This is a genomic window from Pseudoalteromonas sp. KAN5 (assembly GCF_022846535.1).
GTDB classification, from domain to species: domain Bacteria; phylum Pseudomonadota; class Gammaproteobacteria; order Enterobacterales; family Alteromonadaceae; genus Pseudoalteromonas; species Pseudoalteromonas haloplanktis.
On the sequence record NZ_AP025589.1, the window covers coordinates 445,553 to 469,614 of the forward strand.

The 24,062-nt window shown below is 41.5% G+C and carries 23 protein-coding genes; 11 read left to right on the forward strand and 12 right to left on the reverse strand.

The features are described from left to right. Positions 1-12 precede the first annotated feature (12 nt). The gene (locus KAN5_RS01965) at positions 13-465 is read left to right on the forward strand and encodes a low molecular weight protein-tyrosine-phosphatase (RefSeq protein ID WP_138554947.1); all 453 of its coding nucleotides are present in this window, start codon (positions 13-15) and stop codon (positions 463-465) included. Between the two features lie 174 nt (positions 466-639). Further along, positions 640-1,698, forward strand: coding sequence for an endonuclease/exonuclease/phosphatase family protein (locus tag KAN5_RS01970; RefSeq protein WP_171039008.1), 1,059 nt, complete (start codon positions 640-642; stop codon positions 1,696-1,698). Positions 1,699-1,754: 56 nt separating this feature from the next. On the opposite strand, the gene KAN5_RS01975 is transcribed toward KAN5_RS01970, so the two are convergent. Both KAN5_RS01975 and KAN5_RS01980 read right to left on the reverse strand, forming a co-directional pair. After that, positions 1,755-2,351, reverse strand: a complete 597-nt coding sequence (locus tag KAN5_RS01975; RefSeq protein ID WP_138554945.1) for a rhomboid family intramembrane serine protease — start codon at positions 2,349-2,351, stop codon at positions 1,755-1,757. A 99-nt stretch (positions 2,352-2,450) separates the two neighbouring features. Beyond that, entirely contained in the window at positions 2,451-3,134 is a 684-nt protein-coding gene (locus tag KAN5_RS01980; RefSeq protein ID WP_138554944.1) for a type 1 glutamine amidotransferase domain-containing protein, read from the reverse strand. A gap of 143 nt (positions 3,135-3,277) precedes the next feature. On the opposite strand from KAN5_RS01980, the gene KAN5_RS01985 reads away from it, so the two are divergent. Further along, the gene (locus KAN5_RS01985; RefSeq protein WP_138554943.1) at positions 3,278-4,201 is read left to right on the forward strand and encodes a LysR family transcriptional regulator; all 924 of its coding nucleotides are present in this window, start codon (positions 3,278-3,280) and stop codon (positions 4,199-4,201) included. Between the two features lie 2 nt (positions 4,202-4,203). Here the strand turns inward: KAN5_RS01985 and KAN5_RS01990 are convergent, their stop codons facing one another. The 6 genes from KAN5_RS01990 to KAN5_RS02015 all read right to left on the reverse strand — a co-directional run bounded on the left by KAN5_RS01990 (position 4,204) and on the right by KAN5_RS02015 (position 11,413). After that, the gene (locus tag KAN5_RS01990; RefSeq protein ID WP_138554942.1) at positions 4,204-4,938 is read right to left on the reverse strand and encodes a dienelactone hydrolase family protein; all 735 of its coding nucleotides are present in this window, start codon (positions 4,936-4,938) and stop codon (positions 4,204-4,206) included. 82 nt (positions 4,939-5,020) lie between these two features. After that, positions 5,021-6,247 carry a glycerophosphodiester phosphodiesterase family protein gene (locus KAN5_RS01995; RefSeq protein WP_138554941.1) on the reverse strand — a complete coding sequence of 409 codons (1,227 nt, stop codon included), beginning with the start codon at positions 6,245-6,247 and terminating at the stop codon, positions 5,021-5,023. A gap of 27 nt (positions 6,248-6,274) precedes the next feature. Next, positions 6,275-7,135 (reverse strand): carboxylate/amino acid/amine transporter, encoded by an 861-nt coding sequence (locus tag KAN5_RS02000; RefSeq protein ID WP_016708844.1) that lies wholly within the window; start codon positions 7,133-7,135, stop codon positions 6,275-6,277. A 122-nt stretch (positions 7,136-7,257) separates the two neighbouring features. Continuing rightward, positions 7,258-8,682, reverse strand: a complete 1,425-nt coding sequence (locus KAN5_RS02005; RefSeq protein WP_138554940.1) for an amidohydrolase family protein — start codon at positions 8,680-8,682, stop codon at positions 7,258-7,260. A 127-nt stretch (positions 8,683-8,809) separates the two neighbouring features. Beyond that, on the reverse strand, positions 8,810-10,942 hold the full coding sequence (locus KAN5_RS02010) for a M3 family metallopeptidase (protein ID WP_138554939.1): 2,133 nt from the start codon (positions 10,940-10,942) through the stop codon (positions 8,810-8,812). A gap of 258 nt (positions 10,943-11,200) precedes the next feature. Further along, on the reverse strand, positions 11,201-11,413 hold the full coding sequence (locus KAN5_RS02015; protein ID WP_232321832.1) for a hypothetical protein: 213 nt from the start codon (positions 11,411-11,413) through the stop codon (positions 11,201-11,203). Between the two features lie 177 nt (positions 11,414-11,590). Between KAN5_RS02015 and KAN5_RS02020 the strand changes: the two genes are divergently transcribed. Continuing rightward, positions 11,591-12,460, forward strand: a complete 870-nt coding sequence (locus KAN5_RS02020; protein ID WP_016708847.1) for a mechanosensitive ion channel domain-containing protein — start codon at positions 11,591-11,593, stop codon at positions 12,458-12,460. An 85-nt stretch (positions 12,461-12,545) separates the two neighbouring features. Here the strand turns inward: KAN5_RS02020 and KAN5_RS02025 are convergent, their stop codons facing one another. Then, positions 12,546-13,094: a DUF308 domain-containing protein gene (locus KAN5_RS02025; RefSeq protein WP_016708848.1), complete on the reverse strand. Its 549-nt coding sequence runs from the start codon at positions 13,092-13,094 to the stop codon at positions 12,546-12,548. A gap of 206 nt (positions 13,095-13,300) precedes the next feature. Between KAN5_RS02025 and KAN5_RS02030 the strand changes: the two genes are divergently transcribed. The 6 genes from KAN5_RS02030 to yegD all read left to right on the forward strand — a co-directional run bounded on the left by KAN5_RS02030 (position 13,301) and on the right by yegD (position 21,087). After that, positions 13,301-15,001, forward strand: coding sequence for a mechanosensitive ion channel domain-containing protein (locus tag KAN5_RS02030; RefSeq protein ID WP_138554938.1), 1,701 nt, complete (start codon positions 13,301-13,303; stop codon positions 14,999-15,001). 379 nt (positions 15,002-15,380) lie between these two features. Next, a complete protein-coding gene (locus KAN5_RS02035) occupies positions 15,381-17,657 on the forward strand; it encodes a TonB-dependent receptor (protein ID WP_016708850.1) in 2,277 nt (758 codons plus the stop codon). Between the two features lie 106 nt (positions 17,658-17,763). Beyond that, positions 17,764-18,063, forward strand: coding sequence for a hypothetical protein (locus KAN5_RS02040; protein WP_244390320.1), 300 nt, complete (start codon positions 17,764-17,766; stop codon positions 18,061-18,063). Between the two features lie 55 nt (positions 18,064-18,118). Further along, positions 18,119-18,775 (forward strand): HAD family phosphatase, encoded by a 657-nt coding sequence (locus KAN5_RS02045; RefSeq protein WP_016708852.1) that lies wholly within the window; start codon positions 18,119-18,121, stop codon positions 18,773-18,775. A gap of 33 nt (positions 18,776-18,808) precedes the next feature. Beyond that, positions 18,809-19,657 carry a DNA ligase gene (locus KAN5_RS02050; RefSeq protein WP_244390321.1) on the forward strand — a complete coding sequence of 283 codons (849 nt, stop codon included), beginning with the start codon at positions 18,809-18,811 and terminating at the stop codon, positions 19,655-19,657. Between the two features lie 62 nt (positions 19,658-19,719). After that, the gene (gene yegD, locus KAN5_RS02055) at positions 19,720-21,087 is read left to right on the forward strand and encodes a molecular chaperone (protein ID WP_244390322.1); all 1,368 of its coding nucleotides are present in this window, start codon (positions 19,720-19,722) and stop codon (positions 21,085-21,087) included. Between the two features lie 13 nt (positions 21,088-21,100). On the opposite strand, the gene KAN5_RS02060 is transcribed toward yegD, so the two are convergent. From KAN5_RS02060 to KAN5_RS02070, 3 genes are read right to left on the reverse strand one after another with little or no spacing between them, the layout of a single operon-like run. Next, positions 21,101-21,565, reverse strand: a complete 465-nt coding sequence (locus tag KAN5_RS02060; RefSeq protein ID WP_016708855.1) for a methylglyoxal synthase — start codon at positions 21,563-21,565, stop codon at positions 21,101-21,103. Positions 21,566-21,583: 18 nt separating this feature from the next. Continuing rightward, positions 21,584-22,219 (reverse strand): LysE family translocator, encoded by a 636-nt coding sequence (locus KAN5_RS02065; protein ID WP_244390323.1) that lies wholly within the window; start codon positions 22,217-22,219, stop codon positions 21,584-21,586. A gap of 4 nt (positions 22,220-22,223) precedes the next feature. After that, positions 22,224-23,417 (reverse strand): multidrug effflux MFS transporter, encoded by a 1,194-nt coding sequence (locus KAN5_RS02070; RefSeq protein ID WP_016708857.1) that lies wholly within the window; start codon positions 23,415-23,417, stop codon positions 22,224-22,226. A 159-nt stretch (positions 23,418-23,576) separates the two neighbouring features. Here KAN5_RS02070 and KAN5_RS02075 point away from each other — a divergent pair, with 159 nt between their 5' ends. Continuing rightward, positions 23,577-24,062 carry a hotdog fold domain-containing protein gene (locus KAN5_RS02075; protein ID WP_244390919.1) on the forward strand — a complete coding sequence of 162 codons (486 nt, stop codon included), beginning with the start codon at positions 23,577-23,579 and terminating at the stop codon, positions 24,060-24,062.

The following is a 24,062-nucleotide window of genomic DNA, read 5'->3' on the forward strand; positions in this document are numbered from 1 at the left end:
TAAGGTTTAACAATGAAAAAAATATTGGTGGTGTGTTTAGGTAATATTTGTCGTTCACCAACAGCTGAAGCTGTGCTTCGTGCTAAAGCGATGCAGCAAGGGGTGACTCTTGAAATAGATTCTGCTGGGACGGCGGCTTATCACTGTGGCAATCCTCCAGATAAACGATCACAAGCTGCGGCTTTAAAACGTAATTACAGTTTTAAAGGGATCCGTGCTCGTCAAGTACAGCAACATGACTTTGAATATTTTGACTTGATTTTAGCGGCTGATAAACAAAACCTTGCAGACTTAGTGGCGCAATGTCCGGCACACTTACAGTATAAACTTGCGCTGTTTTTAAGTTATGGCTCATCTGCAATTGATGAAATTCCCGATCCTTACTACGGCGGCGAACAAGGTTTTGAACAGGTCCTCGATTTAATTGAAAATGCCTGCGATGCAATAATAAACAAGCTGGGCTGACGTTATATTCAAATAAACATTGCTCGCCTTGCTAATTTGCATTTACAACAGACGGCTTGGCGAAGTTGTTGGTTTTGCGGTAATTTTGGCTTTGTATAATTAAGTAGGATTTTTGTTATCACGAATCATGTAGCACACCAACAATCGCAACTTACCGCCGATCCCACGACAGCGATTGAGCCAGTAGAGGTCGAAAATAGCCAATTAAAAATTGCCACATTTAACTTATTTAATTACCTTGAGCCGCCTAATGCGTTTTATGAATTTGAGCGTATTTATAGTGCGCAGCAGTGGGCTAAAAAGCAGCGCTGGATAGTTGATTACTTAACTGAGTTTCAGCCTGATGTAATTGGCTTTCAAGAAGTATTTAGCATTGAGTCACTAAAAGCACTATTACATAAAGCAGGTTATCACTACTTTGCGGTGGTTGATGAGCCACAAGTGATTGATGAGTTTATTTATAAACGCCCGGTGGTGGCGATTGCTTCTCGTTTTGCCATCAGTGACGTAGTTGCTGTGCAACATGACGCAGAGCTTGCGCACATAATGGGGCTTAGCGCTGACTTTACGTTTAGCCGTAAAGTGCTCAGGGCCACACTTATTATGCCGCATATTGGCGATGTTGATTGTTATGTGGTGCATTTTAAATCTAAACGGCCGTTGCTCGAAGTTGAGCAAAACAACCAATTAGCACCAGAGCAGAATATTATTGCCCACTTAAAAGCAGATATTGCTGGTGGCTGGGGCTCTACGATTCAGCGCGGCAGCGAAGCAACCTTATTGATGCTTGAAATGATTAAGCGGCGCGAAGACACACAAACCCCTATGCTGCTAATGGGGGATTTTAATAATAATTTAATCGATGGCGTATTGAGCCACTTACTCACCGATTCACTGCGTTTTGCCCCAGCGTTTGACAGTAAAACCTACCTTGCAAAATATTGCTTAAACGATGCGTGGGATTTATTTATAAAGTCGCAGCTAAGTGACTCAGAGCAAAATCAACAAACAGTCGAACTTAAACGTACGCCAACCCATTATTTTGGCGCCAGCAGCTCAGTACTAGATTATATTTTGTTATCTTGTGAGTTTGATACAAGTTACGACGATAGCTTTTTTGCGGTGAGTGATTACCATACTTATGACCGTCACTTGATCAACCCTGAGTTTGAGCGTGACGACCAAAGTACTGACCATGGCGTGGTAATGATCACCTTAACGCTGCGCTGTTAAGCCACCACATTTTTATATTGTTAGGGTGCGTTGCTTTATCTTGCGCATCACTAACTTTACAATTTATATGCTTCGTTTTTCTTATCTTTTTTCGCTAAATAATAGCCGATAATAATCCCTGCTAGTGCGCCAAAAAAGTGGCTTTCAAATGACACATGGGGGCGCTGTGGTAGTACACCCCAAATTAAGCCACTGTATAAAAATACCACCACAACACTAATCGCGATGGCTTTAAATGAGCGATGCATAATGCCGTAACAAATCAAAAAGCCCCATAAACCATAAAGTACGCCACTTAGCCCAACATGAATATTCGCGCGGCCAAACAACCAAACCAGTAAGCCACCAGCTAGGGCAGTGAAAATAAACACCAGCCAAAAGCGTTTTACACTGTACTGGCAAACCAGCCAGCCAAGTACTGCGAATGGGATTAAATTACTGATCAAATGTGCCCAGCCACCATGTAAAAACGGCGCGAAGAAAATCCCGCTTAAGCCATTTAAATTACGTGGGAAGATCCCTAAGCCGTTAAGGTTAATACCGGGTAAGCTATTAATTACTTGTAATAAGGCACACAGTAAAATAATGCCAATGATTGTAAAGCGTTTACTGGCGAGCGGTGGGATGCTTAAAGAACTTTTTTGATTTGCCATACATAAGCTTAAATTGAAAGTGAGTGTGGGTGAGTATACCTATCTTAATACTTAAATGAAAAGCCTTACCCAGTGGGCAAGGCTTTGGCAAATATAGGTTTAGCCTAATTTAGTAAGTAGCTTTTTAGCGGCAAGTTCGGAGCTGGCAGGGTTTTGACCTGTGATCAGTAAACCATCTTCTAATGCGAGTACGCCCCAATCATCGGTTTTTTGATAGTCGCCACCTTTTTTAATCAGTTCGTCTTCAACGAGTAAAGGCACTATATCAGTCAGTTGCACGGCGGCTTCTTCACTATTACTAAAGCCGGTGACTTTTTTGCCTGCCACAAGTGCTGTGCCATCTGAGTTCTTCGCATTCAAAAATACTGCACTTGCATGGCACACACCTGCAACAGGTTTTTGCGTATTGATAAAGTCTTCAATCAGTGCAATTGAGTCAGCATTGTCAACCAAATCCCATAATGGACCGTGACCGCCTGGGTAAAATACAGCGTCAAAATCACTGGCATTTACATCGCTAAGTGCTTTGGTATTGGCCATCAGTGTTTGTGCTGCACTGTCGTTATCAAAGCGTTTCGTGGCCTCGGTTGCAGCATCTGGTGCGGCGCTATTAGGGTCAACCGGTGGTTGTCCGCCTTTTACTGATGCAAGGGTAACTTCGGCACCGGCATCAATAAATGCGTAATACGGGGCGGCAAATTCTTCGACCCAAAAGCCCGTTTTATGGCCTGTATCGCCAAGTTCAGCATGAGAGGTGAGAACCATAAGTATTTTTTTAGCCATAACCATATTCCTTCTGATGAATTAAATTGTTAAGTGTATCTGTAATTACTATATGCATTAAGATAACTTTAAACAACGATGATAAATTTGACTTTATTGATTTAAAAATTGATACAATTGTGCGGTTGAATTTAGGAGGTGATATGAAGGTTTCGTTTGAACAGCTAAAAAGCATGGTGGTATTTGCACAAATTGTTGAGCAGGGCAGTTTAACGGCGGCGGCAAAACAGCTGGGGTTAACGCGCGCGGTAGCAAGTTATCACTTAAAAAAGCTTGAAACCCAACTTGAAGTCAGCTTATTAAATCGCTCAACCCGCACTATGGCGTTAACTGAAGCGGGAATTGCCTACTATGAGCGGTGCCGAGTTATTACTGAGCAAGCAAATGCCGCTAATCAACAAATTGAGAATATTAAAAATGAGCCTCAGGGGTTGTTAAAAATAAGCTGCCCGGTGAATGTCGGCATGCAGCTTATAGTCCCTGCTATCAACGATTTTAAGCGCCAGTACCCTAAAATTGATATTAATTTACAACTCAACGATGAAGTTATTGATATTATTAAAAATGGTTTTGATTTTGCGATACGTGGCGTGGCACTTGATGATTCAAACTTACACGCCACAAAGCTAACTGTAATGAGTACCTGTATTTGTGGGTCACCAGATTATTTTGCGCACTTTGGTAAGCCAAAAACGCCAGAGCAACTGCAAGCGCATAAATGGGTGGTATATCAACTCGGCAGTAAAACATTAACCTTGCAAAAAAATGGTAAAAAATACAGCCTGACTATGAAAGGTGATTTAAGTACCAATAATGCCGCAGCACGTACTGCTTTTGTTGAGGCAGGACATGGCATCGGGCGCATTCCTCTTTATGATGCTTGGCCTAAAGTGCAGGCGGGTTCACTCGAAATAGTCTTAGATGATTATAAAAGTAAAGACATTGAACTTTATGGCGTATTTCCACCAGGTGGCGCGGGATCTAAAAAGCTGCGTTTATTTATTGATTACTTAAAAAATTACTTTATAAAAAAGCATACCGCATTGGGTATGCTTAAAAAGAATTAACTTTACAAAGTCCGGCTAAATAACGCCACAGCTTGTTGGTACATAGCAATAGCAAGGGCTGGATCGTAACGATCTCCTTCATCGCGCATAAATGCATGTTGCGCGTTCACTTCTTGCCATTGGTAGTTTATGCCTGTGGCTACAACGTGTTGATAAATTTTGGCGCGGCCTTCTTGTGGTACATGCGGGTCTTGCTTACCCCAAATAAAGTGAATTTCACCTTGAATATCGGCCATGCGTTCAAACGAGTTATTACCAGCTTGTGCTGGGAGTGTATCGCTATGAATATCGGTGGCATATAAGCAAAATGCCGCTTTTATTGCTGGGTTTAACGCCGCGCGATAAGCTAAGTGACCACCAATACACACACCTATAGCACCCACTGAGCCGGTGCAATAACTTTGCGTTTGGGCAAAATCGATTAATGCTTGGGTGTCGCTGTCGTGCGATTCAAGAGGCTTTGCCCATTTATCGGCATTGCCTTTGTCTTTACCTGCGTCATCGTAGGCCAACACAGTGCCAATTGGGTTTAGTTCATGAAACACCTCAGGCACCAGCACCACAAAACCATGGCCTGCTAAAATAGCGGCACTGCGAGCTATTGGCGCCGTTTGTTGGAAAATCTCTGAGTAAAAAATAATCGCAGGGAACTGCCCATCCGCTTGAGGGCGGTAAACGCTGGTACGCATAGTACCCGTTGCAGTTGCGATATCATGGCTTTGGTGCGAAATGATCATAATGAGCCTTTATTCTAAAAAAAGCTCATCATAACCTAGCGTTCAGTGCTAAACGAGTGATCTGAATTGAAAAAATCTAACTTTAGATACTCGCAGGCATGTTGTTACAGCTGGCGTAGTAACTGACAGTCGCTGGCCAGTCTGAGAAAATCGCCATCACGGCGACATCTTTGGCTAGCACATCAACCACCTTCATCATGTCGCCATCGTTATTGATCACTTCACTGACTGATTGGTAGTAATACCCGCCGCCATTGACAAGCGGCCCAGAGCGCTCAAGGCTCCAAGCAATTAACTTTAGTCCTGCGGCTTTGGCGGCTAACGCATATTGCGATGGCACAATATTGTTATACTCATCAACGGCTAACAACATCCAAATAGGGGGAGCAAGAATGCGTACACCATCGTTATAAAGCGCGGTCATGCTAGGTTGCCACGTATCAGGATCATTTGGGTCAAGTTGTGATGTTTCGTCGCGGCCATCTAAGTAAACACTGTTATTAGCAAACTCCGGGTTTTGCTCTATCCAGTACTTTACGTCAGCAAGATTAAATGATTGTGGATAAACGCGCTCATTCGGTACATTTTGCTCTGTGTATTCATCGAGCATTTTTTGTGCATATTGCGCTTGAGTAAAACCATTAAACGGCATGCTTACTTGCGGTGCTTTGAGCTCAGGAGTCATTTTTACGCCTAATTGCTTAAACAAGGCAATACTTTGTTTGTGGCTCATTAATGTGCCATTGCTAGCGTATAAGTCGGTGCGCCAATTAGGCGTGCCATTTAAATATTCATCAACTGTTATAGCTTGGTTGTTTGCGCCATCCATCTTGCCTTTTAGGGTTAAAAATTCGGCAAGGGTGATATCGCTGGTACAGCATTTTGCTTGCGCAGCTTGACCGTTTTTGGCTGGTGTAAATGGGATACTGCATTTAGCAGCAAGCGCTGGCACCGCTAAAATATTAGTGGTGGTGTGTAAATCACATTGAGAGTGGCGGCAAACCAGTTCTTGGTCTTTAGTAAAGGCCACATCGCATTCTAAAACACCTGCGCCCATACGCGCTGCTGCAAGATATGACTCTTTAGTGTGCTCAGGGTACTGCATTGGCGCACCACGGTGACCAATGGCAAAGTCTGTACGATAAAAAGGCCCTTCGCTGCATGCTTGCAATTGCGTTTTCAGCGCGCTGGGCTGCATAGTGTTAATAAGATAATAAGGCCGAGTGCCAACTTGAACAGTACTACTTTGTGGCGTTTGGCTACAGGCGCTTAGTAATATAATCAGTAATGTACAAACTAGTAATTTCATAACACCCTCACATTTGTTTGCATTAGTTTAGGCTTTATTTATGGCATTTCTATTAAGGTACTGATTTAACAGCAGTGCTAAAACAATAATAGCGCCACCAATACTGAGCTTTACAAGATCGGCATCGCGATTCCAAATAACCACATTAACTAAAATACCCGCAGGGATCAGCAAATTATTCATCACCGCAAGGCCGCCTACATTGACCTGTGTAGCGCCTTTATTCCAAGCAAAATAGCCTAAACCCGATGCAATGCTACCAAGGTAAATAAGGATACCCCATTGGGTTGTTGTAGTTGGAAGTTTAGTTGTATCACCAAATAATAAAAAACAGATGCTAGCAACAATTAAAGCGCCGACAAAAAACCAGCCAAACACGCTTTGCTGCGGGATATTTCGGTTTGCCATTAAACGTTTGTAGGTCACTTGTCCTGTGGCAAAACACAGGTTGGCGGCTTGCACCAGTAGTAGCCCTGTCAAAAAATTTTCATCAATACCTTGGTAACGAATAGCTACAGCGCCAACTATTGCCAATAGGGCCACAAATAAAAACTGTGGATTAAAACGTTGTTCAATCACATCGTTTAATAGCGCAATATACAGTGGCGTCATTACCGTAAATAACAGTACCTCAGGCACGCTAAGGTATAAAAATGAATGGTAATAAAAACCATACATAGCACCCAGTTGCACCGCACCAATCAACATCAATTTAGCAATGAGTTTTGGCGCTATACCACGGTATTTTATAAAGGGTAAAAACACTAGGGTTGCTAAAGCAACACGCATTAAAACGCTAAACCAAGCATCAACTTGGCCTGCTAAATACACGCCAATTAAACTAAATGAAAAAGCCCATAGCAGGGTGGTTGCAAACAGGTAGGTCATGGTTGAGTTGTCTTTGCAAAAAACACGATTCTATACCAGTGAGCGATAAAATAATAATCACATAATAAAAAAGCTCCGCGTAGCTGGCTGAGAAAGCTTGCGGAGCTCGTTTTTTTTGGTTTTTATTGTTGTGTTACAAACTGTTTTGCATCGGCTTTAAGTTGTTCAAGTGCGGCTTTGTTGTAATAACGACTATGCGAAATAACCCCGGTGAGTTTTTGCGTGTTGCGTACATCAACTAATGGGTTAGCGGTTAAAAAAATGATGTCGGCAGTTTTGCCCTCAGTTAGCTCACCAAATTGTTCACGCTTACCTAAAAATTTAGGCCCAGCAAGAGTTGCTGATTGCAGTGTTTGTAAAGGTGTTAAACCGTAGTCACTAAAAATAGCCAGCTCTTGATGCAGTGATAAACCTGGGTAAATATATGAGTTTAAAAAGCCTGCGTCAGTTCCGGCAATAATTGGTACGCCGGCTTGTTGCGCCAGTGGCAGTAATTGCGCGGTTTTTATAAAACGTTCTTTTCGTTGCGCTATTTGTGCTGGCGTGTCTTTATTTGCTCTGTCTACGCGCCATTGGTAAGTGGCCTTGAGGCCCTTGCCAAGGTAGTTTAAAAACTCATCATCTTGATGGTTATCTTCATCAATATACGCAGTGATTTGCCCGCCAATTAAAGTTGGTACAACTGCGGTATTATTCTCAGCCAGTACGGCGTATTTATTTAAAGCGGTTTGGGTATCAATATTGGCGGTGATAATAGGTAAAGCACTGCGATAACTCAGTTCTCCAGAGGCCACTTTTGCTGATATTTCAGGCTCGTTGCTTGCAGCGGCTTTTAATAAGTAAGTCATGTGCTCGATGGCATCTAACCCTGCATTAGATACGTCCGTTACAGATAGTGAAAATGGAATATGCCCTGATATCTGGTAGCCGCGTTTTTTTACTTCCTTAACGGCTTTTAAATACAGCGCTGGTGTTAATGCGCTGTCGGTAATTTTGATAAAATCCACATTCATTGCATCAAGACTATCTATCGCGGCGTTCATCTCTGCGACTGTTTCAACTTCTAAATCGCCAGGCCAGATTGAGTCTTTACCTTCAAGTTTTGGTCCTGATGTATAGATAGTAGGGCCAACTAATTGATTGCTATTAATTTGTGCTCGCCAACTTAAAACTGACTCACTTAAATCAGCAGCGGCATCACGCACAGTGGTAATACCGTATGCTAAATAGAGCGGCAACAGTTGCTTGTTTTCTTCTATGAGCTCTTTACCGCCGCCAAAATGCACATGCATATCCCAAAGACCAGGCATCAGAAATTGATCATTGGCATCAATGTAGTTCTCAACAATATAATTATTCTTAAGTGATTGGTTACTGCGTTTTATGATCACACCATCACGAATGGCGAGTGATTGATTTGCACTCAGTTGCCCTGTTTTTACATCGATCACTGTGGCATTAGCGATTACGATATCGGCGCGCTCTGTTGGTTGAGTTGTGCATGCAGCCAGTACCAAGCAGGTTGAAAATAAAAGTGTGTGTTTCATATTGTAGCCTTGAATTTTTTATTCAGACTAGCATAGAGAAACGGATAAGGTGTCGATTTGAGTTAGAAGGGGGCAATACAGGTTGATTGCGATAAAAAATGGGAGCCATAGTAGGCTCCCATTAAAATTATTCCACTAAACCGCGGCGCTTAAGTAGTGCATCGGTCGTTGGTTTTTGACCTCTGAACTCAATGTAGCTTTGCATTAAGTCGCGGCTGTTGCCTTTTGATAAAATCTCTTTACGGAAGTTATCACCGTTTTCACGGGTAAGGCCACCTTGCTCGGTCATGTGAGCAAAGGCATCGGCTGCAAATACTTCAGTCCAAAGATAAGCGTAGTAACCAGCTGAGTAGCCGCCAGCAAAAGTATGGCTAAAGTAGCAAGACTTATAACGCGGTGGTACTGGATAGTAAGCTATACCGTGTTTTTCCAGCGCTTCGTGCTCAAATTTTTGTACGTCTGTGATTTCAGCGTCAGAGCCAAATGAGTGCCATTCCATATCAAGTAATGCGGCAGCTAAGTATTCAGTGGTGCCAAAACCTTGATTGAAGTTTTGTGACTCAAGTACTTTTGCTAATAACTCTTTAGGAATAGGCTCGCCCGTTTTGTAGTGCTTAGCGTAATTGGCAAGTACTGTTGGTTCGATATTCCAATCTTCGTGTGCTTGTGAAGGGAATTCAACAAAGTCACGGGCAGTTGCAGTACCCGCAAGGCTTGGGTATTTAACATCAGAAAATAAACCATGCGCTGCATGACCAAATTCATGGAACATGGTGGTTACTTCAGAGAAGGTCATTAATGTTGGTTGACCTTCAGCTGGCTTAGGAATGTTCTGTGCGTTATAGATAACTGGTTTTGTGCCTTTAAGACCACTTTGACCAACGTACGAGCTCATCCATGCTCCGCCACGTTTACCTTCACGGGCATAAGGGTCCATGTAGAATAAGCCGATTGCGCTACCATCTTCGTTAAAGACTTCAAAGACCATCACATCTTCATGGTATACAGGAAGATCTTTGCGCTCTTTGAAAGTGATGCCGTAGAGTTTTTCCATCGCGAAGAACATGCCGTCGTGGATCACTGATTGCATTTCAAAATAAGGTTTAACTAATGCAGGATCTAGGTCGTACTTAGCTTGGCGCACTTTTTCAGCGTAAAATGCCCAATCCCAAGGTTGTAATGCAAATGTATTGCCTTCTGCGTCAATTACTTTTTGAATCTCAGCAGCTTCTGCTTTGGCTTTGTTTACCGCTTTTGGCGCAAGGTCATCCAAAATGCCGTACACGTTGTCGGTGGTTTTAGCCATACGCGTGGTCATTACATATGACGCCCAGTCTTTATAACCAAGTAACTCTGCTTTTTGGGCACGTAAATTGGTTTCTTTGATTATAATAGGGCCGTTAGTGTTTTGTGCACGGGTTGCTGATGCTTTAAAAATACGTTCGCGTAGTTTGCGGTTTTCAAGGCTGCTTAAAATAGGTTGTTGCGTGGTGTTCACTAGCGTGATCATGTAACCTTCTTTACCGGCTTTTTTAGCAGCAGCCGCTAGGCTTTCAATTTCGCCATCAGACAAACCTGCCAACTCGCTTTTATCTGTAACAAGTATTACATCTTCTTTGAATGACTTAAGAATATTTTGTGAAAACTCAGTTGATAACTTAGCAAGCTCAGCGTTGATCTCTCGCATTTTTGCTTTTTGCGTTTCGTTAAGTTTCGCACCAGCGTTGACAAACTTAGTGTAGTAAAACTCAACCAAACGTTGATCTTCAGCGTTTAAGTTTGCTTTGTTGTTATAAATGCTTTCAACACGTGAGAACAGTGCTTTATTTAAGTAGATATCATCTGAATGAGCCGATAATACTGGCGCCATTTTAGCGGCAATACGTTGGTATTCGCTATCTGAAATTAACCCCGATAAGTTATAAAATGCTGTTGATACACGATCAAGTAATTCGCCAGATAGCTCTAGTTCAACTAACGTATTTTTAAATGTTGCAGCAGCAGGATTGTTAGCAATGGCAGCAATTTGTGCTTTTTGCTCGGCAATACCAGCATCAAAAACGGGTTCGTAATCTTTAGTGCCAAACTTATCAAATTCTGGTGCCATGTACTGTAATGGGCTTGGCTGCATTAAAACATTATCAACACTAACAGTTTGTACTTGAGATGCGTTTTCTGGTGAGTCTGTTACTTGTTGTGAACTACAAGCTGATAATAATAAAGCGCTGGCGATAGTGCTAGCGATGAGAGATTTGCGCATAAGAGCTCCAATAAAAAATAAGCCTATCAACACAGATTAGGCGTTAAGCTTGTTAACTTAGCAAATTTTAGATTATATACAATAAAGTTTATCGGTTTAATGAGGGGGTTTAGCGCAAAATAAGTAATTTCCAGATAAAATATCCGAAAATATAAAAATAGTAGCTAAAATATAATTGCTTATATAAAAGCTACTGGTAGGTTGTTGTCATATTACTTAATGGGTAATTTTTTAAATAATGAATCATTTTGTATGAAATTAGTTGTAACCGAGTACAAACTTTTTTTCACTACCAAAGCTGGCTGGCTGCTGATGGCCAAACTCTTTATTAATACAATTTAGTGTATGCTCTTGCTCTGCAAGTACAGACAAAATTTTATTGCGATACGCAAGGCTTGATTCAAATAGTTGCAAATCAACTAATGGCTGCAACGTTGCTAGTTTTTGATTTAAAGTCAGTTGTGACATCATGGTGTTCCTCGTGCTTTATTTAAGCTTACAGTACTTATATAGCATTGCTTGTAAGAAAATGTTAATAATTTGTTCATAAAAAACATATTGAACTTTAACTTTTCCGTAAATGCTATTATGGCGTGCTAAACTTACTTAACCCTGAATAGGTCCAGTTTTATTTATTTTGGAAGATGTATGACATTAGAGTTAATCTCTCAGTATTTATCGTACGTAATTTTTAGCTATAACGACATTGAAATTACCGTGGCCAAAGTTATTCAAGTCCCATTGATACTGTTTGCAATGTGGTTTGTGGTTACTCGAATTGGTCGTTTAATTCGCAAAACATTGCTGGCGCGCAAAATGAACCCTGATGCGGTGCTGTTATTTACCCGTATCTATTTAGTATTAAGTATTGCGATATTAGTTTTTACTTCTTTAGAAGTGCTAAATATTCCCCTTACAGCATTTGCTTTTGTTTCTGGCGCTATTGCAATTGGGGTCGGGTTTGGCGCGCAAAATATCATTAATAACTTTATCAGCGGCTGGATCTTAATGTGGGAGCGGCCCATTCGTATTGGTGACTTTTTAGAAGTAGGAACGGCTAAAGGTGTGGTCGAAACGATTAATACTCGCTCAACTCGTATCCGCCGTAACGATGGTGTGCATATGTTGATCCCAAACAGCCAACTGCTCGAGAATACAGTAACTAACTGGACATTGATCGACCGTAATGCGCGTTCTTCGGTGAGTGTTGGAGTTGCTTATGGCTCAGATGTGCTACTAGTTGAACAACTAATTAAACAGGTATTAAGTGAACACCCAGCAATATTGCCCACTCCAGCATATTCAGTATTATTTGATGACTTTGCTGAGAGCTCTTTGGTCTTTAATGCCATCTTTTGGGTATGTGCAGAGTCAGAGAGCATGTTACGGCAAGTACGTAGTGATATTCGCTTTAGTATATATAAAGTGTTTGCAGAGCATAACGTTACGATTTCCTTCCCGCAGCGTGATATTCATATTGATGGTGAGATTGCCTTAACGCGACGACCATTAAAATAACGTAAATAGTGGTTAAGCAAAGCTTATTCACAAGATGATAAAAGTCGTTTATTACAACATGCAGTAAACGACTTTTTTGTATACGTTACTGCAGCTGCCCTATTTTCTTAAGCTTTAACGAGAACAGCACAATTAAGGCGCCAAACAGTACAGCATAAGTGGCGACTAACCAAAGTAGGGTATGGATCCCTGCACTTGGGTTAAAAATTAAATACAAGCCAAATAAAACCGATAGTGCACCAGTGATAATTAAAAGCCACTCACCAGAGATTTCAGCTCTTAGTTTAAGTGCGACAAAAATTTCAACCGCACCTATGGTAATGGCCCACGCAGCGACATAATAAAGCAATAATAGCGCGGTAACGTTGGGGGCAAACAGGGTAACAAGGCCTGCTATCACCGATAGCACACCACCGATGAGTAGCCAACGCCAGTAGGGGTTATTTTGTTTCGAGGTCCAAGCAACCCACACTCTAAGAATGCCATCAAATAAAAAATAGCCGGCAAAAAAAAGCAATATAATACTTAGCGAAGCGTTTGGTGCAAACCAAGTGATGACGCCAAAAATAATAGCAATTAAGCCGCGTATAAAGAGTACTGACCAGTTTTTTGAAAGTGTTGCGGTGAGATCCATCTTATTCCTTAGTGGTTGCGCTGAATTTAGTATTGTGGGCTAGCTCAATATATACGTTAGCTTGTGTCTACACTTAGGTCAAACTGATCGCTGATAAGATAGAAATTTTGGTTAAAAATTGTGTTATTCACTTTTAAATACGCGTTATCGCTTTTATAGTTAATAATAGATAGGCACTCAAAGCAAAATATACCAAGGAATTAATAATGGGTAAGCACTTTATTGCAATTTTAAAACTAATTGGCTTGTCCATTTTATTTAGTTTTAGCCTCAGTTCATTCGCCGAGCCTGAGGTAACCGTAAAATCTCTGATTGATAAAGAAAGCAAAGAAGCTGAAAGTAAAACCCCTGCAGAGCAAGGGGCTGAGGTGAAACAGGCACTAAAAGCGACAGCGGTAACATCTGCAGTGAAAGAAAAAGGAGAGGAGTTAAATATTGATTCCTTACCTTATGATGAATTTCATCGCATTACACCAAGCTCTGCTATGCAAGCTTATTTACGAGCCGCACGACAACGGGATTATGCGCTTGCCACAAACTACCTAGACTATCGAAACTTACCACCTGAAGTAAAGGCAATCGCACCTGAACTACTTGCTGAGCAACTGTCACTGGTATTTGACCGTACATTATGGATTGATATTGATACATTGAGTAAAAAGCCTGAGGGTAAAAAGAATGAAGCGGTACCAAGTTATCGAGATTTAGTGGCAGAAATCACCACATCACGGGGCCCGGTACAAGTTTTATTACAGCGTGTTCCTGATGAGAAAGGCGAAAACCGAGTTTGGAAAATTTCTAATGCAACAGTCAGTAAAATTCCATTTTTAGTTGATGAGTTTGGTTATAACGCGGTGGGAGAGTGGTTATATAACCACCTGCCTAAAACGGAGTTACTTGGGGTGATGCTCTGGCAATGGGTTTACTTTGCTGGCTCATTTACCGCCTTCTTTTTGATATCGGTACTGATAACGCGTATTTTTGCGGCCACTTTACATCGCTTTAGATCGAAAACCCCTAATGATGTTCTAGCCTTTATAAAAGGACCGATCTGTTTATTGTTAGCTGTATTGTTAGCGCGTTCGCTGCATGACGTTTCGAATGTGACGATTGCCGTTGTAGCACTTGCCCAGGGGAGCACCGTATTGCTGATTGCCTGGACTTGGGTATTTTTACGTAGTGTTGATATTGCTAAACATCGCTTATCAGAGCGCTTTATTGCACAAGATAAGCCACAAGCGGTATTTTTATTACGTCCAGCGAGTAATGTAATTAAAATGCTTATTGTGATCATTGCCATATTATTGTGGTTTGAAAACCTAGGCTTTAGTGCCACGACTTTACTCGCTGGTTTAGGGATCGGTGGCTTAGCGATTGCATTGGCTGCGCAAAAAACTGTAGAGAATATTATTGGCGCAATTACTTTATATGTCTCTGCGCCAGTGCGAATAGGCAGTTTATGTAAGTTTGGTGCAAACGTGGGGACTATAGAGGAAATCGGTTTGCGTGCAACGCGAATTCGCACGTTAGATCGTTCCGTTATCTATGTTGCTAATGCCAAATTTGTGGATATGCATTTAGAAAATATTTCTGAACGAGAGCGCATTGCTTTTCGACCCAATTTAATGCTCAGTGCCCAAACTAAACAAGTCGATTTACAGTCATTTATCAATGCGTGTAAACAGTTATTAGATGAGCATGAACACATTTGTGCCGATCCTTGTCGCGTGAAGTTTAAAGGGTTTACGCCATGGGCATTACAGATAGATGTATTAAGTTATGTAAATACCACCGATTTTGCATTGTATATGGAGGTCGTCGAGGAATTAAATATGGCAATTCTTGGATTACTTAATGAGCATAACTGTGAATTGGCAAAACCTGATCTAGCTCAGTTAAGTAATTAAGCTACAGATAAAGTGGAGGTTGATATGCAAATACGTATCAACCTCACTTATGTTGATCGGCTACATTTACACCCAACAAATTAACAGGACAAATGTCCGTATAAAGTAAATAAAACCGCATAAAATCTCCAAACTTCGCTTATCATGGCGTTATTTGTTGTAAAAATCTTGTATTATTGTACATATTTATGCAGCAAAACTGTCATGAAGTGTTATAATCTTCATCGTTCGTTCAGCCTCACTATTTCGTTTTGCACTCTCGACAGTGAGGTCCGCGCAGCTTATTACAAGGCGCGAAAAATTGGCCGAGCCCGCTAAGTGAACTAGCGCAACACATCAACCGTTGAATAAGAGTGCACACAAAAGGCTAAACCCCAACATGAAAGCAATGAAAAGATCTACGTTAGCAACCCTAATTAATGCAACGTTGTTCTCTGCTGTAGCAGGTACTTCATTTTCTACTCTAGCAGCTGATGAGCAAGCTCCAGGTGCAAAAAGCAACCAATTAGAAGTTATCCAAGTTACCGCGCGTAAGCGTGTAGAAAACGCACAGGAAGTACCTGTTGCTGTTTCTGCGTTACAAGGCGATAAATTGGATGCATACAGCTCTGCTGGTATGGATGTTCGTTTTATGAATGCGAAAATTCCAAGCTTATCAATTGAATCTTCATATGGACGTACTTTCCCACGTTTTTATGTTCGTGGCTTAGGTAATACTGATTTTGATTTAAACGCTTCGCAGCCCGTGTCACTTGTTGTTGATGATGTGGTACAAGAAAATGCAATCCTAAAAGGCTTTCCTGTATTTGACGTAGAGCGTGTTGAAGTACTACGCGGCCCACAAGGCACATTATTTGGCCGTAACACACCTGCAGGTCTTGTTAAATTCGATTCTGTAAAACCTAGCCAAGAATTTGATGGGTTTAGCTCAGTATCATACGGTACAAATAACTCAATTGATTTTAGAGGTGCTGTTGGCGGCGGGTTAACAGAAAACCTATCGGCACGTGTATCGGTATTGTGGCAAGGTAAAGATGATTACATTGATAATCGCGCACCAGGCTTTGAACAAGACGACATTTTAGGTGGTTACACCGATCGCGCTGCACGTATCCAGTTCTTATATGAAAAAGATGATTTTTCAGCTTTATTAAACTACCACGTTCGTAATATGGAAGGTACACCAATCCCATTTTACGCGAACGCAATCAAAGCAGGTTCAAATGAGTTAGTTGATGGTTTTGATGCTGATGTGGTTTATCATAATGCTGCTGCACGTGAATTTCAGGTTGTTGACTCGCAAGGGGCAAGCTTAAAACTTGAGTATGATTTCGCAAACCATACTTTAACTTCAATCACTGGTTGGGAAAGTGCTGAAGTAAACTCACGTGGCGATATTGATGGTGGTTATGTTGGCGGTCCTGGCGTTATTCCTTATCAATCTGAAAGTGAAAGTGGTTTACCAGATCACAACCAATATACACAAGAATTACGCTTAGCAAGTAACTTTGTTGGTGATTTTAATTACCAAGCTGGTCTATTTTACTTCGATGAGTCAGTGACTATCGAAAACTTTGGTTATGATACCTTAGCTGGTGGAACATTGAATGGTTATGTAAATCAGCAACAAGATACCAAAGCATGGGCTGTATTTGGCTCTGTTGATTACACCTTTAGTGATGATTTAAAAGTAACCGCTGGTCTTCGTTATTCAGACGATGATAAAGATTTCGTTGCTGTACGTAAATTCGTTCCAGCTGATTTAAGTGAATGTAACTTTGACTTAATGCAATGCGAAACTGATATTATCCGCACTGAAGATGCCAGTGATGATCATATCAGCTGGGATTTATCAGCGACGTATAAATTAACCGATGATATGAATTTATACGGCCGTATTGCAAATACATTCCGCGCACCAAGTATCCAAGGCCGTATTACTTTCTCTGATGAGCTGACTAAAGCTGATTCAGAAACGGTAACCTCATACGAGACTGGGATTAAGTCAGACGTATTAGATGGTCGTGGTCGTGTAAATGCGACAATTTTTTATTACACAATGAATGATCAGCAATTAACTGCGGTTGGCGGTACCACTAATACAACCAGTCTATTAAATGCTGATAAAACGACAGGCTATGGTTTTGAGTTAGATACTGAGTGGGTATTAACAGATGAGCTAAATGCGACATTTAACTTAAGCTATAACAATACTGAGCTTAAAGATGACAGCATCGCGATTGCGGTGCCAGACCGTCCTACTTTAACAATCACAGATCCTATGGTTGATGGTAATGCTATCATCGATGGTAATAGTTTGCCGCACGCACCTGAGTGGATCTCTAACTTAACCCTACGCTATAGCAAAGAATTAGGTGATGGTGAGTTCTTTACTTACGCAGATGTTTCATACCGCAGTGAGATTAACTATTTCTTGTACGAGTCTGTAGAGTTTGAAGGTAAAGCACTTACTGAAGTAGGTCTTCGCAGTGGTTATGCATGGTCTGAAGGTGACTATGAGTATCAAGTAGCCGTTTTTGCACGTAACTTATTTGATAAGCAACAATCAATTGGTGCAATCGACTTTAATAACAATACAGCAATGGTTAACGAAGGGCGTTTTGTTGGCGCTGAATTTAAAGTTAACTTTTTCTAAGCAGATTGTTTAGTTATTTAAACCCGCTTTTTAAGCGGGTTTTTTCGTTTATATTACTAGTCGATACTGCTAAAGTAGCGCTAATTACATTTTAAAGAGAATTGTCATGGCTGGATTTTGGAATTACCGTGTAATCTTTTGTGAAGCAACTAAAGATGAAGCAGCACAATATCAAATTCATGAGGTTGAATATAACCTAAATGGTAAAGTAACAAATTGGTCAGAAACGGGTGCAGCGCCATTTGGTAACACCGTTGAAGAATTACAGGCCGACGCAGATCGTTTAAAAACCGCGTTTGAAAAGCCAGTTTTAAAAGTGGTTAGAAAAGAGCGTGGTTACGAGTTAGTCGATGTGCAAAGCGGTGAAGAGGCATTTGCTGAGCCGCCAGCAGGCTTAACAGAATAACGATTAACTAAGGTGCCGAGTGCACCTTTTTTATTTTTTAATTAAAGGAATGAGGATGACTTTAAAAGCAGTATTATTCGATATGGATGGCACCTTAGTTGACTCTGAAAGTGTGCATTTTAATTGTTGGAATGATATTTTAGCGCCGTTTGGTGTGCGCTATGACGAAGATGATTTTTGTCAGCGATTTTCAGGTAGGCCAACGTTAGAGGCGGCAATTGAAGTCGTTAAACAGTATAACTTATCGGTATCACCACAGTGGCTTGCACAAGCTAAATATGATGCATTTGAGAAGTTTGTAGCAACAGATTTACCATCATTAATGCCTTTTGCACAAGATGTATTACAAGCGGTCAAAGACAGCGGACTTAAAATGGCACTGGTGACAGGCAGTGCGCGCCATGAAGCGATACCCATTTTAAAGGGCTATGGCTTTTATGAATGGTTTGACTGTGTTGTCACCAAAGATGATGTACGCAATCCCAAGCCTGCCGGCGACCCATATTTATTGGCACTTTCAACCTTAGGTATTTCAGCCGAGCAAGCCATTGCGGTGGAAGATACACATACCGGCGTAACCGCTGCTACGAATGCAAAAGTAGCTGTGGTAGCCATACCCAATAAGCACACTTTAGAACATGACTTAAGTTTGGCATTTGCGCGGATGGATAATTTACAGCAACTATGGCAATGGGTACAAACTAAGCTATAGTTTAGTCTACTTGGCAATAAACAAGGGACTAACATGCTAAAGGGATTAATCATAGTGTGGCTGTTGCTCATCAGCTTTAACTGCTTCGCAACAAAGCCACCCATAATAGCAAATGCACAACTAGCCAAGGTGTATCAACAAGACAACGCCCCCGCCATTGAAAACTACTTAGTGAGTGAAAAATTTGATGGGGTGCGGGCTATTTGGACTGGCACTGAACTGATCACTCGTAACGATAACCTCATACATGCTCCTGCTTGGTTTGTAGCCGATTTACCGAATGTACGATTAGATGGCGAACTGTGGACCAAACACGGTGATTTTGCTGCACTCAGTGGTATTGTTCGTACTCAAAAACCACGAGATAGTGATTGGCAGAAGGTGACTTATCAAATTTTTGATATGCCAGATCAAACAAGCCCTTTTCAAACACGCTATGAAAATTACCTTAACTTAGTTAATCGTATAAACCGTCCACATATTCAGGCTGTACAGCAGCACCACTTCAAAACAGAGCAAGCGCTATCGACCTTTTTTGAGCAGATAGTCCAACTAGGTGGGGAAGGGGTGATGCTGCACTTAGCGTCAGCTACACATAAAAGTGGTCGCAGTGATGCACTTTTAAAGTTAAAGCCTTATTTAGATAATGAAGCCGTGGTGATTGACTATTTGCCCGGTAAGGGTAAGTACCAAGGCATGTTAGGAGCACTACGGGTAGAGACCGCTGAAGGCTTACAATTTAATATTGGCACAGGATTAACTGACCAACAACGGCAAGAACCGCCAAAAATTGGAGCGACAATCACCTATCGTTATCATGGTTTTACCAAAAATGGTGTGCCGCGCTTTGCCAGTTTTGTGCGCGAGCGTAAAGCTGAATAACGTTTAAAAAAATCGATTAGTATGCTAAATTGCGCGGCCTTTTGATAAGTAGTGGTGGCGAAATGTTTGTTGGTTTTGATTATGGTAGTTCAAATTGTGCTATGGGTGTAATGAATGCACAAAATGCTGTCGAGTTAGTACCGCTAGAACAAGGCAAGCATTATTTACCTTCTACTTTATACACTCATCATAGTGCCTTAGTGGTTGATTTTGTTGCTCAGCATTTAACGGGTACTGCATTTGAGCAAGACTTTAAAAGTCAGCGTCAGGCATTGTTAAATTCAATGGTGCGGATCAAGTCGGATTTAGATCTCGCAGCGGGTGAAGAAAGCCTTTTTATTGGTCGCGAAGCCATTAGCGAGTATGTGCAGTTTCCTGAAGAAGGCTATTTTGTTAAATCCCCTAAATCATTCTTTGGTGCCACAGGTTTAAAGCAAGGGCAAATCAACTTTTTTGAAGATATTGCCACCGCGATGATTTTAAAAATTAAACAACGTGCGGAGGCATCTTTACAATACGCATTAACGCAGACCGTAATTGGCCGTCCTGTTAATTTTCAGGCAGTGGGTGGCGAAGAATCAAATCAACAAGCACTTGGCATTTTAGAGCGTGCTGCTAAACGCGCAGGCTTTAAAGACGTGGCGTTTTTGTATGAGCCGCTCGCAGCGGGCATTGATTATGAAAGCGACTTACAGCAGGATCAGAAAGTCTTAGTTATCGATATCGGCGGTGGTACCAGTGACTGCTCGTTTGTACAAATGGGCCCTAGTTTTCGTAACAGTAATGAACGTGACCAAGACTTTTTAGCCCACACAGGTAAACGTATTGGCGGTAATGATCTCGATATTGCGTTGAGCTATCATGCGTTGATGCCACTACTCGGGCTAGGCAGTAAGTTTAAATCGGGTTTACCCTTGCCTAATCAGCCGTTTTGGCAAGCATGCAAAATCAATGATGTAAATCTACAAAGTCAGTTTTATAGCCAGCAACACGCTCGCGAGTTACTCACTCAGCTGCGTGAAGTAGAAGCACCAGAGTTATTTCAACGATTGCTCGATTTACAGCAAAATAAGCAAGGTCATCAGTTAGTTCAACAAGGGGAAGCGGCAAAAATTGCCTTGTCATCAGCCACTGAGTTTAACTGTGAGCTTGGCTTTTTAGCACCGCAATTAAATAAAGTGTTATCCCGTGATGATTTAGCATTGGCGGTTGATGATGCAATCATGCAAATTGTTAGCTTAGCAAAGCAAGCAATTAAAGAGGCGGGCGCCGTGCCTGATGTTATTTACCTTACCGGTGGTAGCGCCCAATCACCGCTGATCAAAGCGGCGCTAGTTGAGCATTTAGGGAATATAAAAATGGTTAACGGTGATCACTTTGGCAGTGTCACCGCTGGACTCACTAAATGGGCAAGTATGCTTTATCGCTAAAATAGAGGCACTTTTATAGTGTCACTTGCCGGGTTGCCAGGTACTTTTCGTAATCTGGCAAGCTACGTTCAAGCTCTACATGCATTAATGATGAGCTTAATAACATATCAGCACTGACTTCATTACAGGCCACTGGAATATTCCATACCGCTGCTAGTCTCAATAATGCTTTAACATCAGGGTCATGAGGCTGAGAGGCGAGGGGATCCCAAAAGAAAATCAACATATGGATTTCGTGTTCGGCTATTTTTGCGCCTAATTGTTGATCGCCCCCCATAGGACCACTGAGTAATTTGATTACGTCAAGCCCGGTATTTTTCTCGATTAAGTGACCCGTAGTACCTGTGCCATATAATGTATGCTGACTCAAGTTGTCACGATGTTTATTACACCACGCTTGCAATGCAGTTTTCTTTCCATCATGAGCGACTAGGGCAATATTTTTTTTTGCGGGTAATATTTGTTGTTTTTGTTCCATGCTGACTCTTATTATTTTTTACACTAAAAGGTTAATAGCAAGTGCTATAAACACAATACCTGTAATTCGGTCTATCCACAATTGAGTATTTGGGTTGTTCCTGAAATAACCGGCTATTTTATCGCCAAAGTAAATATAAGTGCAATCAATTGGGAACGCAAAAATAGGGTAAAGCAAGCCAAAAAAAGCGAGTTGGAATGTGGTTGAGCTCGATAAACTGGGATCAACAAACTGGGGTATAAAAGCAATAAAAAACAGCGCAACTTTTGGGTTGAGCACTTCTGTCATCATCGCTTGGAACATGACATTTTTCTTTTTACTGGTGCTTACATGGGGTTTATCCCCGCAGTCGTCAGCTATAGTGATAAAGGTGCTTTTTAGCATCATTACGCCTAAGTAACATAAATAGCCGGCACCCGCATATTGCACTGTAGTGTAAGCAAGCTCTGATGCTTTTAAAATTGCAGTTAAACCAACCACAGCAAACAAGGTATGTACCACCCCACCTAGTGCAAAGCCAAATGCACTTTGTAAGCCCGCAGAGCGGCCATTGGCAAAAGTTTGCGCCATTAAAAAAGCGTTTGAGGGCCCCGGCGCCACGGCAATTAAAAAGCTGGCTGTTAAAAAGGAGAGTAAAAATTCATAATTTATCATTGTGTTAAGTATTCTTTGGATGATAGGCGTGGGCTTTATTGCTCAGCAGTATAGCCCATAGGGGGAGTAATAATAATAAGTGAAACGCAATAAATTCTGGCGCATTAAAAGGCAATACTTGGGTGAGCATGACCAGCACTCCTGCACCGCTCATTTGCATTAAGCCAATTAATGCGGATGCGGTGCCAGCCTGTTTAGCAAAGTGTGATAATGCCATACCAGCTGCCGAGCCTAAACTGAGTGAAAAACCTAAGGCAGCAATAAGCACGGGTAACATAAAGGTAAAGGCACTTTTAAATTGGCCAAGTATTAAAATTAACACACCTGAAAAAATTAATAAGCTCATACCTAAGCGTAACGCTTTTTGGCTGTGCCGCTTAATATATAATGGGGCAATAAAACTGGCGACAATACTGACAACTGCATTGAGTGTGAACCAAAATGTAAAGTCTGCCACTGAGCCGCCAAGCTCAGTCATGATCCAACCAGGAGCTAAGGTCACAAAGGCCAAGATTGCTGACATTGCCACCATACAAATTAAGCTATTAAAAAGGAAAATAGGCGTGGTGATGATGGGAATAAAACGGCGTAAATCCAAAATATGCCCTTCATAGTAACTATCAGCCGGACGTGTTTCTTTAAAGTACATTGCAGTGATTATTAATCCACAACAGGCAAACCCAGCCAAAAATAAGAAGTTCATTCGCCAGCCAAATTGGACGGTGAGCCAAGCGCCTAAAATGGGTGCCAATGCTGGAATAAAACAAACAATACCATTTAGGTAGGTGATCATTTGGCCGCTTTTCGCACTGCCATAAGTATCACGAACAATCGCAAATGCCACCACAAATGTGGCACATGCGCCAAAGCCTTGTAGAGCGCGGGCTAGCATTAAAAGAGCAAAATTTGGCGCAAAGTAGGCTAACAATGCAGAGCAGCCATAAAGTGTAATACCAAATAAGGCGATTGGACGCCGCCCAAATTTATCAGCTAAAGGGCCAGCTATAAGTTGTCCTAAGCCAACAGTAAGCATAAATATAGCAACAGTAAGTTGCACTTGCTGTTCATCAATATGTAACGCGTGAGCTATATTAGGAAAGGCTGGTAAATATATATCAATCGCTAACGGACAAAATATGACCAAAAGGGCGAGGGTGAAAATAATACTAAGCTGGTTATGGCGATTGGTTGTGGGCATGAGTACTCCTTATGCCGCGTATTTTAGGCACCCAACAGCAAAAAAGAAAGGGCATTTGACCCCTCTTGCTGAATATTGCTGACGAGCAAAGGGAAATACTCTTTTTTAAACTGGTCTGATGTGTTAATTTGCAAACAGCTATCTACAATGAGAAAAATGATGAGTAATAAATCAGCAGTTTTAACAGCATGGCGTACTTTTAAACGCTTACCGTTTGGGAATTGGCTATTTACTAAAGTAGTGTGCTTTAAAGCCCCTTACTTTGGCTCAATGAAACCTTATGTATTGGATTTACGTGATGGGCATTGCAGTGCCGTGGTAAAAAATCGTCGCCGTGTACATAATCACATTGGTACTATTCACGCTATCGCACAGTGTAATCTTGCAGAGCTATGTGCTGGGGTAATGGTTGATGCAACGGTGCCTTATAAAACGCATCGTTGGATCCCTAAGTGCATGACGGCAAATTATTTGGCCAAAGTAGACACAGATGTAACTGCGGTAGCAGAGATCCCAATGCCAAGGCAGTGGCTAGATAAAGAAGATTTAGTAGTGCCCGTTAAGCTTTATAATACCCGCAATGAACTAGTGTTCACCGCAGATATTACGATGTACATTACTAAGAAAACAGAAAAGAAAAAATAA